Source organism: Aeromicrobium sp. (assembly GCF_036675695.1).
Lineage (GTDB): Bacteria > Actinomycetota > Actinomycetes > Propionibacteriales > Nocardioidaceae > Aeromicrobium.
In genome coordinates, this window is record NZ_JAKFEL010000218.1 from 32,454 (window position 1) to 46,146 (window position 13,693).

A 13,693-nucleotide genomic window follows, 5' to 3' on the forward strand; every position below is an offset into this window, starting at 1 on the left:
TGACTGACAGGCAACTCACAGGTTGACCTCATGGTTCTGCCATCTGACGTACGCACCATGAATTGCACCAACAATTCAAGGAGCACGTCATGCACAAACGCACTGCGAGCATCATTCTCGCCAGCACCCTCGCGGTAGGCGGTGGCGCTGTAGCGCTCACGCCCGCCTCGGCCGCCGACTCGGACAACCCCGTCAAGAGCCGACTCGCTTCCATCAAGAGTTCCCTGAGCGGCCTCGTCAAGGACGGCACGTTGACCCAGGATCAGGCAGACAAGGTCGCCGAGACCCTCAACGAGAAGCTGCCCAAGGGCGGACCTGGACGCGGTGGACCTGGCGGTCCGCACCTCGCCGCAGCCGCGAAGGCCCTGGGTCTCACCGAAGCCGAGTTGCGCACCAAGCTCAAGGACGGCAAGACGAGCCTGGCTGACGTCGCCAAGGCTGAAGGTGTCAGCACCGACACGCTGGTCAAGGCTCTCGTCGCCGAGGCTGAAGAGCGCATCGACGCCGACGTCAAAGCCGGAAGGCTCACCGAGGCTCAAGCCACCGAGCGCAAGAAGAACCTGACTGAGCACATCACCGACCGCATCAACAACGTCCGCCCGGAACGTGCCAAGGGCGACGCTGGCCGCCCGTTCGACGGTCCGCCCCCGGCAGACACGTCGTCAGACAGCTCGAGCTAGTCAGTCGCGGGTGAGTTTGCGGTACGTCACGCTGTGCGGGCGTGCCGCTTCCTCGCCCAGACGCTCGACCTTGTTGACCTCGTAGTCGGCGAAGTTGCCCTCGAACCAGAACCAGTTGGCCGGGTTGTCGGCATCACCTTCCCACGCGAGGATGTGCGTCGCCACGCGGTCAAGGAACCACCGGTCGTGCGAGACCACGACGGCACAGCCCGGGAAGTCGAGCAGCGCATCTTCGAGCGACTGCAGCGTCTCCACGTCAAGGTCGTTGGTCGGCTCATCGAGCAGCAACAGGTTGCCACCCATCTTCAGCGTCAGCGCCAGGTTGAGGCGGTTGCGCTCACCACCCGAGAGGACCTTGACCAGCTTCTGCTGGTCCGGACCCTTGAAGCCGAACGACGCGACGTAGGCGCGGCTCGGGACCTCGAAGTTGGCGACCTTGATGAAGTCGAGCTCACCGGAGACGAGCTGCCAGACGTTGAGCTTGTCGTCGATTCCGCCACGACCCTGGTCGACGTACGAGATCTTGACCGTCTGGCCGACATCGAGGCTGCCGCTGTCAGGCTTCTCCTCGCCCACGATCATCCGGAACAGCGTCGACTTGCCGACACCGTTGGGTCCAACGACACCGACGATGCCGGCGCGCGGGAGATCGAAGGTCAGACCGTTGAACAGCTCACGGTCGCCGAAACTCTTGTGCAGGTCCTTGGCGTTGAGGACGACATCTCCGAGTCGCGGACCGGCCGGGATGTTGATCTCCTCGAAGTCGAGCTTGCGACTGCGCTCGGCCTCGGCAGCGAGCTCTTCGTACCGGCCGAGTCGAGCCTGGTTCTTGACCTGGCGGGCCTTGGCGTTGGAGCGAACCCACTCAAGCTCCTTGGCGAGGATCTTGGCGCGCTTGGCGTCCTTCTTGCCTTCGACGACGAGGCGGGCCTGCTTGGTCTCGAGGTAGGTCGAGTAGTTGCCCTCGTACGGGTGGGTCTTGCCACGGTCGAGCTCAAGGATCCACTCGGCGACATTGTCGAGGAAGTAGCGGTCGTGGGTGATCGCCAGGACGGCACCGGGGTAGGTCGCGAGGTGCTGCTCGAGCCACAACACGCTCTCGGCATCCAAGTGGTTGGTGGGCTCGTCGAGCAGGAGCAGATCGGGCTGCTCAAGCAACAGCTTGCAGAGTGCGACGCGGCGGCGCTCACCACCCGAGAGGTGGTCGACCAGCTCGTCGGCAGGCGGGCAGCGCAGTGCGTCCATGGCCTGGGCGAGGCGGGAGTCGAGATCCCACGCGTTGGCGTGGTCGAGATCGGTCTGCAGCTCACCCATCTCAGGGAGGAGCGTGTCGTAGTCGGCGTCCGGATCGGCGAGCTCTTCGCTGATCTTGTTGAACCGATCGATCTTGCCCTTGATCTCGCCCACAGCCTCTTCGACGTTCTCCAGAACGGTCTTGCCCTCAGTGAGCGGCGGCTCCTGAAGCAGGATGCCGACGGATGCGTCAGGGTCCTTGATTGCATCACCGTTGTTTGGCTGCTCCAGCCCAGCCATGATCTTGAAGAGCGTGGACTTGCCGGTGCCGTTGGGGCCCACGACGCCGATCTTGGCTCCGTGCAGGAAGGACAGCGTGACGTCGTCAAGCACCACCTTTTCGCCGAGCTTCTTGCGAACATTGCGGAGTGTGAAGACGTAGTCAGCCATAGGGCCCAAGTCTAACGAGCGGCTCATGGCCCGAGCCCAGCGGTCAAGCCGCTGGCGACGGGTCAGCCGAGGGCTGTGGTGATGCCAGCTCGGTAGGCGCCGTACGCGTCGAGCTCGGCCTGCACGGGACCGAGAATCTGGGAGGCGGTCACCTCGTCGATTGCGGCCCGCAGCTCGCGATTGGCGCGCTTGGCTCGACGGCGTCCGCTCAACCTTGCAAGGACGCGCGACGCCAGACCAAGGACCATGCCGAGAGCGGCTGCGGCAGCCGCGACCACTGCCCCAGCCGGATAGCCGGCGATGTCATTGATGTCGGGCAGCTTCGTGTCAGGGAAGTAGTTGTCGACGATCGCCTCAGTTGCAAGCCAGCCGAGTCCCGCCACAAGTGCGAGGAATGCCAGCCACTGGATGACATGCACACCTCGCCACCACAGTGCCGTACGAGCCCGTACGTGAGTTGCCTCGATCGCCGCATCCAGGTCCTCGACGATCGAACGACCCTTCGGACTGGCTGCATTGCGTACGGCATCCCGCCACGGGTGCTCGAGGCCGACAGACGCCTTCTCAGCCAGATCGCGGATGGCGAGCTCGGCGTTGGCGCGCTGCACCGGGCTGGCCTCCGGGAGCGACGCCTTGGCAAGAGCCGCCATCGACATGTCTGAGCTCAGCTCAAGGTCCTTGAGTGGGTCACGGCGGAGCTTGCCGAGCCAACGGGCGACGGGCCAACCCGTACGCAGGATCGCCTGACGCCGGGTCGAAGCGGCAATCGCTTCAACAACCTGGGGTACTCCTGCGCAGGCCACCAGCGCGTCGTCGAGAGTCTGGCGATCAACGGAGCTGATTCCCGGCACCTGACCGGTTCCCCCGACCTGGGCCATGACCTTCGCAGCCGCCGTGATGTCTGAGCCAAGTCGCCCCTTGGCCGAGGCCTTGGCGCGAATCCGAGTCGCCAGTACGCGCTTCATGTCGTCGATGCCATCGCCCCGGGTCGCTGAGACGCCGATGACCTCGACGTTCGGCAAGCCCTCGGCTGCCAGGATGCGCTTGACGTCTTCGAGCGTGCGCGCACGCTGCTCGTAGGGAATGCGATCGATCTGGTTGAGCACGACAAGCGTCACATCACTGTAGGAAGCCATGGGACGGATGTAGCGGTCGTGGAGAGCTGCGTCGGCGTACTTCTGCGGGTCAAGTACCCATACGAGCAGGTCGGCGTACTTGACGAGCCGATCCATCTCGAGATGGTGCGAAACCTCAGTCGAGTCGTGATCGGGCAGGTCGAGCAGGATCAGGCCGTCGAGTTTGGTGTCCTCCGAGGAGGTGTCGAGCATGCTGAGTCGGGACACCTGGTGGCGCGGCGGGATGCCCATCCACTCGAGCAGGCCCTGGGCGCCGTCGGGTCCCCATGCGCAGGCCAGAGCCCACGACGTCGTCGGCCGTCGTACGCCGACACCGGCCAGCTCGAGGTCGGTCAGCGCATTGAACAGCGACGACTTGCCCGAGCCGGTGGCTCCGGCGAGGGCAACGATCGTGTGGTCGCCCGACAGTCGCAGACGCTCACTCGCGCGTCCGGCCAGCATCTCGGCGGGCGCAAGGATCTCTTCGTCGATACGTCCTCGGCTCGCCGCGACAGCCTGGGTCAGGCCATCCAGGCGCTTGGCGACGTCATTGGGTTCGCCGGCGAACGTGGGAAACGCTGCGCCATCAAGGCTGACGCTCATGCGGGGTGCTCCCCGCGAAGGAAGTCAGCGTGACGGGCGCCTTCAGAAAGCCGGGCAGATTCGCGGAGGTCTGCCTGCCGCGCCTTGAGATCGTCGGGACGACCGACTAGTTCCACGAAACGCTGCATCTCGCCCTCGAACAGGGCCGCAACACGAGTGTCGAGGTCGGCGTGCGCCTTGGTGACCAGCGCCTTGACCGCGTCGTCACCGAAGATCGCCGAAAGCAGCTTGTGACCCAGAGCGACGGTGCCATCTTTGTCCTTGACGGCGTCGGCGAACATCACGACCATGAGCGCGACACCGATGCCATTGACGCCGAAGGCAAGGAACTTCGCGGTCATGCGCTTGTCGCCGCCATCAGTGCGTACCAGCTCAAGCACGGCCTGACGCCAGTCGCGTACTGCACGTTCGGCCTTGACGCGGAAGTCGCTGGAAGCTCGATCAAGGTCACGGGATCCGGCGAGCAGAGTCTTGCCGGCTGGCACCTCGGCCCACGCTTGCGCACAGGCTGCGGCAGCCTTCTCGGCCTGCTCGACAATCAGGTTGAACACGCCCGTCTCGATCGCGGCAACGATGTCACTCGACCGCGTGCGCTTGCCCGTCACGCCGTCGACAAAGCGGTCACGGATGCGACCGACCTTCTCCTCGACTGAACGGAGCAGATCACCGGTACCGACGAACTCCTGCCAGCGAACCTGCACTTCACCTCGCAGCAGGGTGCCGTCGGTGCTCTGCGTCGTGAAGGAGTCGAGCGCCTCTCGGTAGATCGCATCCACATCTGCGTAGAGGAGCTCGGAGATCTCGATCTGGGCGTCCATGGCGTCCGCGACATCGTGCGAGCGCAGCACAATGTGGCGGATCGAGCCGTCGAGGGTGTGCGAGATGACCTTGCCGCGGGCGTCGCTGTTGCCGGCGAGATCGTGCAGCCAGCCGACAATCGGCGCCACCGACTCCGCCGGGAGCAGTCCCTCGGCGTCGACACTGGACTCCGGCACCGTGAACAATGGCGAGTCGGACAGACCGCGCGACGTCATCATGCGCGCGAGGTGTCCGCGGACCTCGGTGACGGCATCGCTGCTCGTACGGTCGAGCACGACGGCAACCGAGGTGCTGCGCTCCGCCGCGAGCCGGAGGTAGTCCCACGGCACCTGGTCTGCGTAGCGCGCTGCGGACGTCACAAACAGCCACAGGTCGGCGGCCGCGAGAAGCTGGGCGGCAAGCTCCCGATTGCCCTTGTCGATCGAGTCGACGTCTGGCGCATCGAGGAGGGCGAGGCCTCGTGGGATCTTGGTCGAGGTCGCGAGCCGCAGCGCGTACGTGTCGTTGCTCGGCACAGTCGTGCGCGGCAGCTCGGGCAGGATGCGGTCCGGGGCGAACCACTTCGCGTCATCTGGGTGGTGGATCAGCACCGGCGAGCGTGTCGTCGGTCGCAGAACACCCGACTCGGTGATCCGCTCCCCCAACAGCGAGTTGACCAAAGTCGACTTGCCAGCACCCGTCGAGCCGCCGACCACCGTAAGCAATGGGCCGTCGAGCTGGACCAGGCGTGGGATGACGTAGTCAGAGAGCTGAGTGGCGATGTCTGCGCGAACGCGTCGGGCGTCGACGACCCCAGGGACGTCGAGCGCGAGGGGCGCTCCGTTGACGTTGCCGAGCAGCCCGCTCAGGGCACCGAGAAGCTCGGCCGAAGCATGTTCGCCGGGCACGGGAGCTCCTCTCATCGACTGGCGCAGTCACCTACGGGGTTATGAAGACAGATTAGTGGACGTGGGGGTACACCGCCGCCACGGCCGCATGTGAACCCCGGGTCAGAAGTGACGAACGGTGTTTTGAAGCGCTGGGGGAAATCGCAGGTCAGGACGCAATGCGTACATCTGATCCAGCAGCGCATAGGTCCGCTCGACGCCATTCGGCTTCGACCGGCCACTCATCATGGCGTCGTGCAGGAACGCCATCTCGGTCGCGAGCTGCTGATAACGCTTCACGACCTTGCGCGCTTCCTTGCCGTGGTGCTCCTGGGCGAATCGACGCGCTGCCTTGCGATAGGTGAACCGCGACAGGTACGGGATCTCAGCCGGGTGGATCCAGCCGCGCTGCGCGACGTATGACAGCGAGCGCTCCAGAACGCGGATCTGCTTCGACCGGGCGACGATCGCGATGGCGGCGACGATCAGGAGCACGACGGCGAGAGCCAGGTAGACGAGGAGGAAGCCGGCGCCACCGCCGAAGCTCAACGAGGCGTTCCACATGGCGTGCAGACCGATGCTCAGCGCGAGACCCAGCAGGACGAGCCCGACCTTGGCGAACTTTGACTTTCGGGTGACGGCGAGACCGATCGCAATGCCGAACGCAGACGTGAAGAGCGGATGTGCGAACGGGCTGAACACGCCGCGCACGATGAACGTCGTCGTCACGCCGGCTGGCCCATCGATCTTGATGTCCTCCGAGCCGAGATAACTCGCGGCGTAGTAACCGATGTTCTCGACGAAGGCGAAGCCGATGCCGACGAGACCCGCGAGGATCAACCCGTCGAGGAATCCGTCGATGACGCGGCGTGCACGGATGAAGGTTAGAAGCAAAAACAGGCACTTGGCCGGCTCTTCGGTGAGCGGCGCGACGACCGAGGCCATCGTCTCGTCGCTGACGTCGTATGCACTCTGGATCCAGATCTGCAGTGCCAGGGCGATCGCGACTGCCACGACGCCCCCCCACACGAAGGCGGCGAACTTGTAGCGGCGTGGCTCAGGCTCGTACCGATCAAGCCACCAGAAGGACACCCACAGCAACGGCAGCGGGATGAGCGCGAACAGGAACGACATTCCCGCCCCAGCCACATCGCCTGCGCCGACAATCGCGAGCACGACTCCACCGACGATGCCTACGGCGCCGAGAATGATGAAGATCACCAGCAGTGCCGTACGCCCACGCTGTCTGAACGGCTCGCGACGGACTGCACCAGCGACGGCGGCATCGGTCGCGATTGTCACCTGCGAATCGTAGGGCATACGCGGGGTCCGTCAGCGATCGATCTCTCGCGGATAGGCTTGTCCCGGGCATCCCGCCCGACGCCCCCGTAGCTCAGTTGGATAGAGCAAGAGCCTTCTAATCTCTAGGTCGCAGGTTCGATTCCTGCCGGGGGCACACCCACGACTCACGTCAAGTGATCGGCGGCAGCTACGCGGATCGCCTGGGCAGTCGCCTCAAGGGCGGGAGTCTGCAGGGTCCACTGCTGCCAATAGAGCGTGACGTCAATGTGACGCCCAGGATCGATCTCCACCAGCAATCCGGCTCGTTCCGCCTTTTCTGACTGCTCCTTGGGCAGCATTCCCCATCCGAGGCCGAGAACGATCGCCTCGGCGAACTGCGACGACGCCGGTACGTGTTGACGTGGCGGGTTGAGTCGGCGCCGGCTGCGTTGGCGCAGGTAGGCATCCTGCAGATCGTCGTTGCGATCGAACACCACTACCGGGGCCCGCGCCAGACTCATGGGGTCCACGCCGTCGGCGAACCACTCGGCGACGAATGCTGGGCTGGCCATCGGGCGATAGCGCATCGTGCCGAGGCGTGTCGATCGGCAGCCCTGAACCGGAGAGGCATCCGAGGTGATCGCCGCCATCACGGTCCCCGAGCGCAGCAGATCGGCCGTACGACCCTCGTCTTCGCGGCGGATGTCGAAGCACGTCGTCCCTGACAGTCCGGCCAGCGCCGGCAGCACCCAGGTCGCCAGAGAGTCACCATTGATCGCTAGCGGGATTGTGGGCGGACGCTGCTCATCCGTATCAACCTCGGCGCGTACGTCCTGCACGAGCGCCTCGACCTGGCGCGCAAGTCGCAGGTAGGCGTGGCCGGCCTCCGTCGCCTCGGTGGGTTTGGTCCGGCGTACGAGTACGCGGCCGGCGGACTGCTCCAACGCCTTGATCCGCTGGCTGACCGCGGAAGGTGTGAGGTGGAGTGCCGACGCCGCAGCGTCGAACGATCCCTCGTCTACGACAGCCGCGAGGGCACGAAGCTGCGCGAGATCTACATCAGCCACATCAACGATGCTAATGCATCATCAATAACCTGAACTGGTCTTCAGACAACGACACCGGTTGGATTGACAACATGGATCATGCTGCGCTCGTTGCTGCCCTCGCCGGGGGCGGCTTCGGCCTGTCCCTCATCATCGCTATCGGCGCGCAGAACGCCTTCGTGCTGCGCCAAGGCCTGCGCGGCGAGCACGTGCTCACCGTCGTGATGATCTGCGCCATCTCCGACGTCGTCCTGATCGCCCTCGGTATTGCTGGCATCGGCCGCCTGATCGAACTCGCTCCATGGCTGCTCGATGCCATGCGGATCGGCGGTGCCGCGTTCCTCCTCGCGTACGCCGTGATCGCCGCCAGACGGTCCCTTCACCCCGGCGAGCTCGACGCCGAGACCTCGGGTGCCCCGACCCCGCTCTGGCCAACCGTCACGACCGCCGTGGCGCTGACCTGGCTCAACCCGCACGTCTACCTCGACACGATCCTGTTGCTCGGTTCCGTCGCCGGCACACACGGCGACGCGCGCTGGTGGTTCGGACTGGGAGCGGCGGCCGGTTCGATCGTTTGGTTCTCGTCTCTCGGCTTCGGAGCGCGGCTGCTGCGACCCTTGTTCTCCCGCCCTGCAGCGTGGCGAGTTCTGGACGCCCTGATCGCGATCGTCATGGCGGCGATCGCTCTCAGCCTGCTACACGGTCTAATGGAGGGGTGAGGTCGTTCGCACTTGTCGCCATCGGTGGCGCCGCGGGGACCCTGGCCCGTCATGGAATCACCGAGGCGTTCGACGCCGATCGACTCTTCCCACTGGCTACGTTCCTGGTCAACGTGACCGGTTCGTTCGCGCTCGGCGCGCTCCTGGCCGTGCTGCTCGTACGCGATCACAGTGCTCCAGCAAACCGACTGCGGCTGCTGCTCGGCACCGGCTTCTTGGGTGGCTATACGACATACAGTGCGCTCGCCGTCGACACGGACACCTTGCTTCGCGGCGACCACGTGGCGCTGGGTCTGGCCTATGCCGCCGGGACTGTCATCGCCGGGCTCGTCTCCGCCAGTGCAGGGATAGCTGCAGCCAGGGCGGTCGTGCGATGACGACGCTGCTCATGGCACTCGCCGGTGGTCTGGGCGCCGGCAGCCGCTACTCGCTCGACGCATGGATGCGCCCGCGTGTACCCGCTTCGCTGCCGTGGTCGACTCACCTCATAAACATCTCGGGGTCACTGCTGCTTGGTCTGATTGTCGGAGCCGGATCGTCCGATTCGTGGCACACCATCGCAGGCATCGGATTCCTCGGCGGCTACACGACATTCAGCACAGCCAGCGTCGAATCGGTGCACCTTGCGATCGATCGACGCTACGGCGCTGCGTTGGCAAACGCAGTTGGGATGCTCATCGCGTGCGTCGCCGCGGCAGCGCTCGGCTACGCGATCGGGCGCGCACTCTGAGCTACTGGTTGACGGCGCCCACGACACCGCCGTACTGACCGATCGCCCTGGGCTTGCCGTTGCCACCCGGCAGATGGAGCAGCACCTGGTGCTTGTACTGCAGGGTGCCGGACCCGGAGATTCCCGTCGACAGGAAGGCCTGCTGCGGCGTTCCTTCGGGCCAGCTCACGGTCAGACCTGACTTGACCTTGTAGGTGTCGTATCGAAGCAACGTGACGAATGCGAGTGCGCCGCCGTCGGCCGTACGAAGCACGAAGCGGACATCCTCGGCGGTCCATCTCTGCGCAAACTTGACTCCCGTCAGGCCCGTACTTGCTGCGGCCGCGGCACGCATCTGCCGGATGAACGAGTCATTCACGACAGTGTCAGCCTCGGGCGCATTCGCGTTGCCCAGAGTCGTGGCGTATGCCGTTGCCGCGGCCTGGGCCGACATCGCCATTCCCTTCCCGTTGCCTGGGCTGACCGGCATCACCTTGGACCCGGTCGAGCGAAGCTCGGGCAGGTTGATCTCGGCGACTGTCTCAGGACTCGCAACCAGCAACCACGGATCGGCTGCCTGCGCGCGCTCGAAGATCTGGATGCGATTGACACCCTTCGCCTGATCGCGGACCACGGCAAGGAACCACAGCGGATATTTCGAGAAATGCGGAGTGACGACCTTGGTGACATCGATTGCCGAGGTGTCCTGCTTCTGCTTCTGCGCAAGGCGCTGAGACACCTCGAACGAGCCCGAATCGATGTCGAACACAGCATCACTCTCGACTGTCGACAGCGGCCTCGGGTCGAGCAGCTTGATGGCTGCGTTGCGCACCAAGCGGTAGCGCTCGAACACCCGGTTGACCTCAGATGTGCGCGCAGCGTCCTTGCCCACCGACAGGTCGGAGCGCTCGTGGGGGCGGCTGCACGCCGACAAGACGAGGAGGCAGCACGCGGCGACCACTAGACGCCTCACGGCTTGTCCTCCTCTTCGTCAATGACTTCGAAGTCTGCAAGCTCATCTTCGCTGACTTCGTGCTCCACTCCGCTCTCGTCGACGAAGACGTACATGACTCGCTCCTCCGGAGCACGCGCAGGCGGTTCGTCCTGCTTGTCGTCAACTTCGACAACGACCTCGTCAATGAACTCGTAATTCTCGGCCTCGTCGGCTGAGATCTCGTGCTCGATGCCGTGCTCGTCGACGAAGATGTAGACGAGCTCCTCGTCGTCCGATGCGGGCGCGTCAGACCCCAGCTTCGGCTTACGCTCGAAGGTGGACCCGACAGAGGCTTTCAACGCGTTGAGTCTCGAAGCAAACCTGGACGCGGGCTTCGGTCCCGGCGGGGCGGCGGGTTCCGGTTCATCGTCAGGTTCCGGTTCATCGTCAGGTTCCGGCTCTTCGGCGGCGACTTCATGGGCCTCGTCGACCACGACTTCTTCGACCTCGACCACCTCGTAGTCCTCGGCCTCCTCGGCTGAGATCTCGTGCTCGACACCGTCGTCATCGATGAAGACGTACACAACGTCTTCCGCGCCATCGTCGTCGCCCGCCCAGATGTCCTCACCTCGCCGCATCAAGCGACTGAGCAGGATCGCGCCGGCACCGAGCATCAGCAGGCCGAGCCCCTTGAAGAACCCGCCCTTCAATCCGTACGCGATGCTGACTTTGAGTCCTGAGAGGTTGCTGTCACCGACTGACAGGATCGCGAGGGAAACCGTCTCGTCGGGAAGGTTGGTCGAGATGGTGGCTCCGCCACGGCCCGCAGACGCTGCACGCCACCAGTCGAGCGCGGTAGGCGCACCTGGCAGTCCGGGTCTGCCCTCGAGCTGACGTGTCTTGGGTTTCCACGGCGTGTGGAAGCCAGTGACCTCAAGGCGTGCCGTCTCACCGACATAGTTCTCGACATCGACACTGTTGCCTATGCCGACGAACACGGGTTTTTGAGCCGGAACCTCGGCGAGCACGTCGACCTGCAGGTCGGCCCAGGAGATCACCTTGGGGGCCGTCACCACAGCGATGCCGTCCGTCTCGACCGCATGCGGTCCGGTCGAGAATCGACCGTCAGGTCCGAGAATGAGGATCAGAGCGAGTCCGGCGATGGCCGAGAGCGCGCCAAGGCCGGTGAGCACCCAGCTCATCCTCGTACGCATCGACACGCTCCCCTGCGGCTCCGTGTGGACGCCGCGTTAGACCTTATCGGGAAAGACCCCGTCGGTCAGAACAATGCCGACGCGAGCGCCCTGCGCGCCGCAGCCACTCGCGGGTCGGCCACACCGACAACGGTGAACAGCTCGACCAGCCGAGTGCGTACGTTCTCTCGGTCGTCATCGGATGTGCGCTTGATCAGCTGGATCAGGCGGTCGAAGGCATCGTCCACGTGCCCTCCACTGACATCCAGGTCTGCGACCAGCATCTGCGCTTCGAGATCGTCGGGAGCATCTGCGGCAGCCTTGCGCGCGGCCTGAAGGTCGATGTCGGTCGTACGCGCGAGCAGCTTGACCCCCGCCAGGCGCTCACCGATCTCGGCGTCAGCAGGATATTGAGCGAGAAGCTTTTCGTACTCGGCAACAGCCGTCGCGAAGTCGCCTGAACCAAATGCCTCGTCGGCGGCAGCAAATCGCGGGTCGGCAGGAGCTTCCACTTCAGCTTCCTCACCGGGAGCGCCGGCGGGCTGCGCCCGGCCCGTCAGCCCGTTCTCGGCCGCCACCTTGATCAGCTCGGAGAAGTAGCGGAGCACTTCAGCCTCATCGAGTGTTCCCTGGAACAAGGGCACGGGCTGTCCCTTGACGAGACCAACGACCATCGGCACGCCCTTGGCGTCCAGGGCCTGCGCGATCGCCGCATTGGTGTCGACGTCGACCTGCGCCAGCATGATCTGGCCGTCGAACTGGTTGGTGACTCTCGCCAGGATCTCGTTGAAGTCCGTGCTCTGCGGCGAACGCGGCGACCACAGACTGAGCACGACGACGTACTGCAACGACGCCTCGAGCGCGGCGGACTGGAAGTTCTGCTCAGTGATGTCGACGACGTACGAGCCGCCACCTGGTGCTGCCGGACGCGCAGGAGGCTGCTTGAGCGCAGACAGGTCGATGGCGCCGGGACGCGAGAAGTTCATGCGCCCAGTGTAGGAAGTCGGCGGTTGGCCGCGGGTGTCAGGCGGATCAGGTGATCTTTCCGGCGAGCACGCAGTACGTGATGAAGGCGACGCCCAACAGCATCCCGACATGTCCCAGGATCGACAACGACGGACCCTGCGCCCAGCTGTCGTCGACCGACGGCGCAGCGTGCCGACCCGCGCCCGGCAGCCAGCGCAGCAGGATCAGGATCCCTACGATGACCTCCAACCACCACAGGGCCACAGAAACGAGTCCAAGAGTGTCGCTCGGCGAGGTGAGGTAGTAGATCCACACCGTGAGGGCCGTGACGCCAACCACGGCATGCATGTTGAGGATCGTCCCGGGGACCTGCGCGTGCCCAGACTGCCGCGTGGTCGCAGACAGCCGCATCCGCGTCAGGAGGATGACAACGGCCGCCAGCGCCGTGAGCATCCAGAGAACGTCGTCGAGTTCCACGCTCGCATCGTGGCACAAGTCAGGATCACGGTGGTCCGAACTCGTCAAACGGTGCGGTGCGTCAACGACCTTCGAGCAGCTGCTGCTCGATCGTGCGACCGCGCAGGCCGGATCGCTGGACCACGCGCTGGATCGTGAGATCGCGCTCGTCGGGATCGCCGATGTAGCGGATATTGCGAAGACCCTGCGCCTGAGCCGCCGACTCGAAGGTGAAGTGGCCATAACCAAGCATCCTGCCGAGAAGTGGCTTCTCGACCGTGATGTCGAGGATGCGGGTGATCGGCATCGTCGCGATCTTGACGGTGAAGACACCGCTGGCGCGAAACACCCTCATGTTGGTCACGACGAACACGTCGCGACGCTCACGAAGCGTCAGGTAGAGCGCATGCACCGCGAGGGCGAATCCGCCGATCAGGAACAGCCAGCCGAGCTGGATGGGTCCGACGAGTGCCAGTGTCCACAGCGCCGCGGTGCCGATGGCCTCGGCGATCGGACGCCAGAACACGATGTCGTGGTGATAGACGAGGTCGATGACCTGCTCACCCTCATCGACCAGGAGGTGGCTGTCGATCTCCTGATCGGGCAATCGGTCGAGCAGAGCC

14 protein-coding genes and 1 tRNA gene are annotated in these 13,693 nt (G+C 64.8%); 5 read left to right on the forward strand and 10 right to left on the reverse strand.

Translation table 11 applies throughout. The features are described from left to right. The first annotated feature begins 89 nt into the window (after positions 1-89). Complete coding sequence (locus V6M39_RS13900) at positions 90-680, forward strand: hypothetical protein (RefSeq protein WP_332644413.1); 591 nt, start codon at positions 90-92, stop codon at positions 678-680. Here the strand turns inward: V6M39_RS13900 and ettA are convergent, their stop codons facing one another. The 4 genes from ettA to V6M39_RS13920 all read right to left on the reverse strand — a co-directional run bounded on the left by ettA (position 681) and on the right by V6M39_RS13920 (position 7,068). Next, the gene (gene ettA / locus V6M39_RS13905) at positions 681-2,363 is read right to left on the reverse strand and encodes an energy-dependent translational throttle protein EttA (RefSeq protein ID WP_332644414.1); all 1,683 of its coding nucleotides are present in this window, start codon (positions 2,361-2,363) and stop codon (positions 681-683) included. Positions 2,364-2,425: 62 nt separating this feature from the next. Beyond that, complete coding sequence (locus V6M39_RS13910) at positions 2,426-4,081, reverse strand: GTPase (RefSeq protein WP_332644415.1); 1,656 nt, start codon at positions 4,079-4,081, stop codon at positions 2,426-2,428. After that, positions 4,078-5,787, reverse strand: coding sequence for a GTPase domain-containing protein (locus tag V6M39_RS13915; RefSeq protein WP_332644416.1), 1,710 nt, complete (start codon positions 5,785-5,787; stop codon positions 4,078-4,080). The genes V6M39_RS13910 and V6M39_RS13915 overlap by 4 nt, the downstream gene beginning before the upstream one ends. Positions 5,788-5,889: 102 nt before the next feature. Then, positions 5,890-7,068, reverse strand: a complete 1,179-nt coding sequence (locus tag V6M39_RS13920) for a PrsW family intramembrane metalloprotease (RefSeq protein ID WP_332644417.1) — start codon at positions 7,066-7,068, stop codon at positions 5,890-5,892. A gap of 80 nt (positions 7,069-7,148) precedes the next feature. Between V6M39_RS13920 and V6M39_RS13925 the strand changes: the two genes are divergently transcribed. Then, positions 7,149-7,222, forward strand: a tRNA-Arg gene (locus tag V6M39_RS13925). A gap of 10 nt (positions 7,223-7,232) precedes the next feature. Here the strand turns inward: V6M39_RS13925 and V6M39_RS13930 are convergent. Then, complete coding sequence (locus tag V6M39_RS13930; RefSeq protein ID WP_332644418.1) at positions 7,233-8,114, reverse strand: LysR family transcriptional regulator ArgP; 882 nt, start codon at positions 8,112-8,114, stop codon at positions 7,233-7,235. A gap of 71 nt (positions 8,115-8,185) precedes the next feature. Here V6M39_RS13930 and V6M39_RS13935 point away from each other — a divergent pair, with 71 nt between their 5' ends. The 3 genes from V6M39_RS13935 to V6M39_RS13945 are packed head-to-tail and all read left to right on the forward strand — an operon-like array spanning position 8,186 to position 9,542. Next, positions 8,186-8,812 (forward strand): LysE/ArgO family amino acid transporter, encoded by a 627-nt coding sequence (locus V6M39_RS13935; RefSeq protein WP_332644419.1) that lies wholly within the window; start codon positions 8,186-8,188, stop codon positions 8,810-8,812. Beyond that, a complete protein-coding gene (locus V6M39_RS13940) occupies positions 8,809-9,189 on the forward strand; it encodes a fluoride efflux transporter FluC (protein WP_332644420.1) in 381 nt (126 codons plus the stop codon). The genes V6M39_RS13935 and V6M39_RS13940 overlap by 4 nt, the downstream gene beginning before the upstream one ends. Further along, the gene (locus V6M39_RS13945; protein WP_332644421.1) at positions 9,186-9,542 is read left to right on the forward strand and encodes a fluoride efflux transporter FluC; all 357 of its coding nucleotides are present in this window, start codon (positions 9,186-9,188) and stop codon (positions 9,540-9,542) included. Before V6M39_RS13940 ends, V6M39_RS13945 begins: the two co-directional genes overlap by 4 nt. A gap of 1 nt (position 9,543) precedes the next feature. On the opposite strand, the gene V6M39_RS13950 is transcribed toward V6M39_RS13945, so the two are convergent. The 5 genes from V6M39_RS13950 to V6M39_RS13970 all read right to left on the reverse strand — a co-directional run bounded on the left by V6M39_RS13950 (position 9,544) and on the right by V6M39_RS13970 (position 13,689). Continuing rightward, positions 9,544-10,494: a hypothetical protein gene (locus V6M39_RS13950; RefSeq protein ID WP_332644422.1), complete on the reverse strand. Its 951-nt coding sequence runs from the start codon at positions 10,492-10,494 to the stop codon at positions 9,544-9,546. Further along, positions 10,491-11,669: a hypothetical protein gene (locus V6M39_RS13955; protein ID WP_332644423.1), complete on the reverse strand. Its 1,179-nt coding sequence runs from the start codon at positions 11,667-11,669 to the stop codon at positions 10,491-10,493. The genes V6M39_RS13950 and V6M39_RS13955 overlap by 4 nt, the downstream gene beginning before the upstream one ends. Before the next feature lie 65 nt (positions 11,670-11,734). Next, a complete protein-coding gene (locus V6M39_RS13960) occupies positions 11,735-12,634 on the reverse strand; it encodes a tetratricopeptide repeat protein (protein WP_332644424.1) in 900 nt (299 codons plus the stop codon). A gap of 46 nt (positions 12,635-12,680) precedes the next feature. Then, positions 12,681-13,091, reverse strand: coding sequence for a hypothetical protein (locus tag V6M39_RS13965; protein WP_332644425.1), 411 nt, complete (start codon positions 13,089-13,091; stop codon positions 12,681-12,683). 61 nt (positions 13,092-13,152) lie between these two features. Further along, positions 13,153-13,689, reverse strand: a complete 537-nt coding sequence (locus V6M39_RS13970) for a PH domain-containing protein (RefSeq protein WP_332644426.1) — start codon at positions 13,687-13,689, stop codon at positions 13,153-13,155. Between the last annotated feature and the right edge of the window lie 4 nt (positions 13,690-13,693).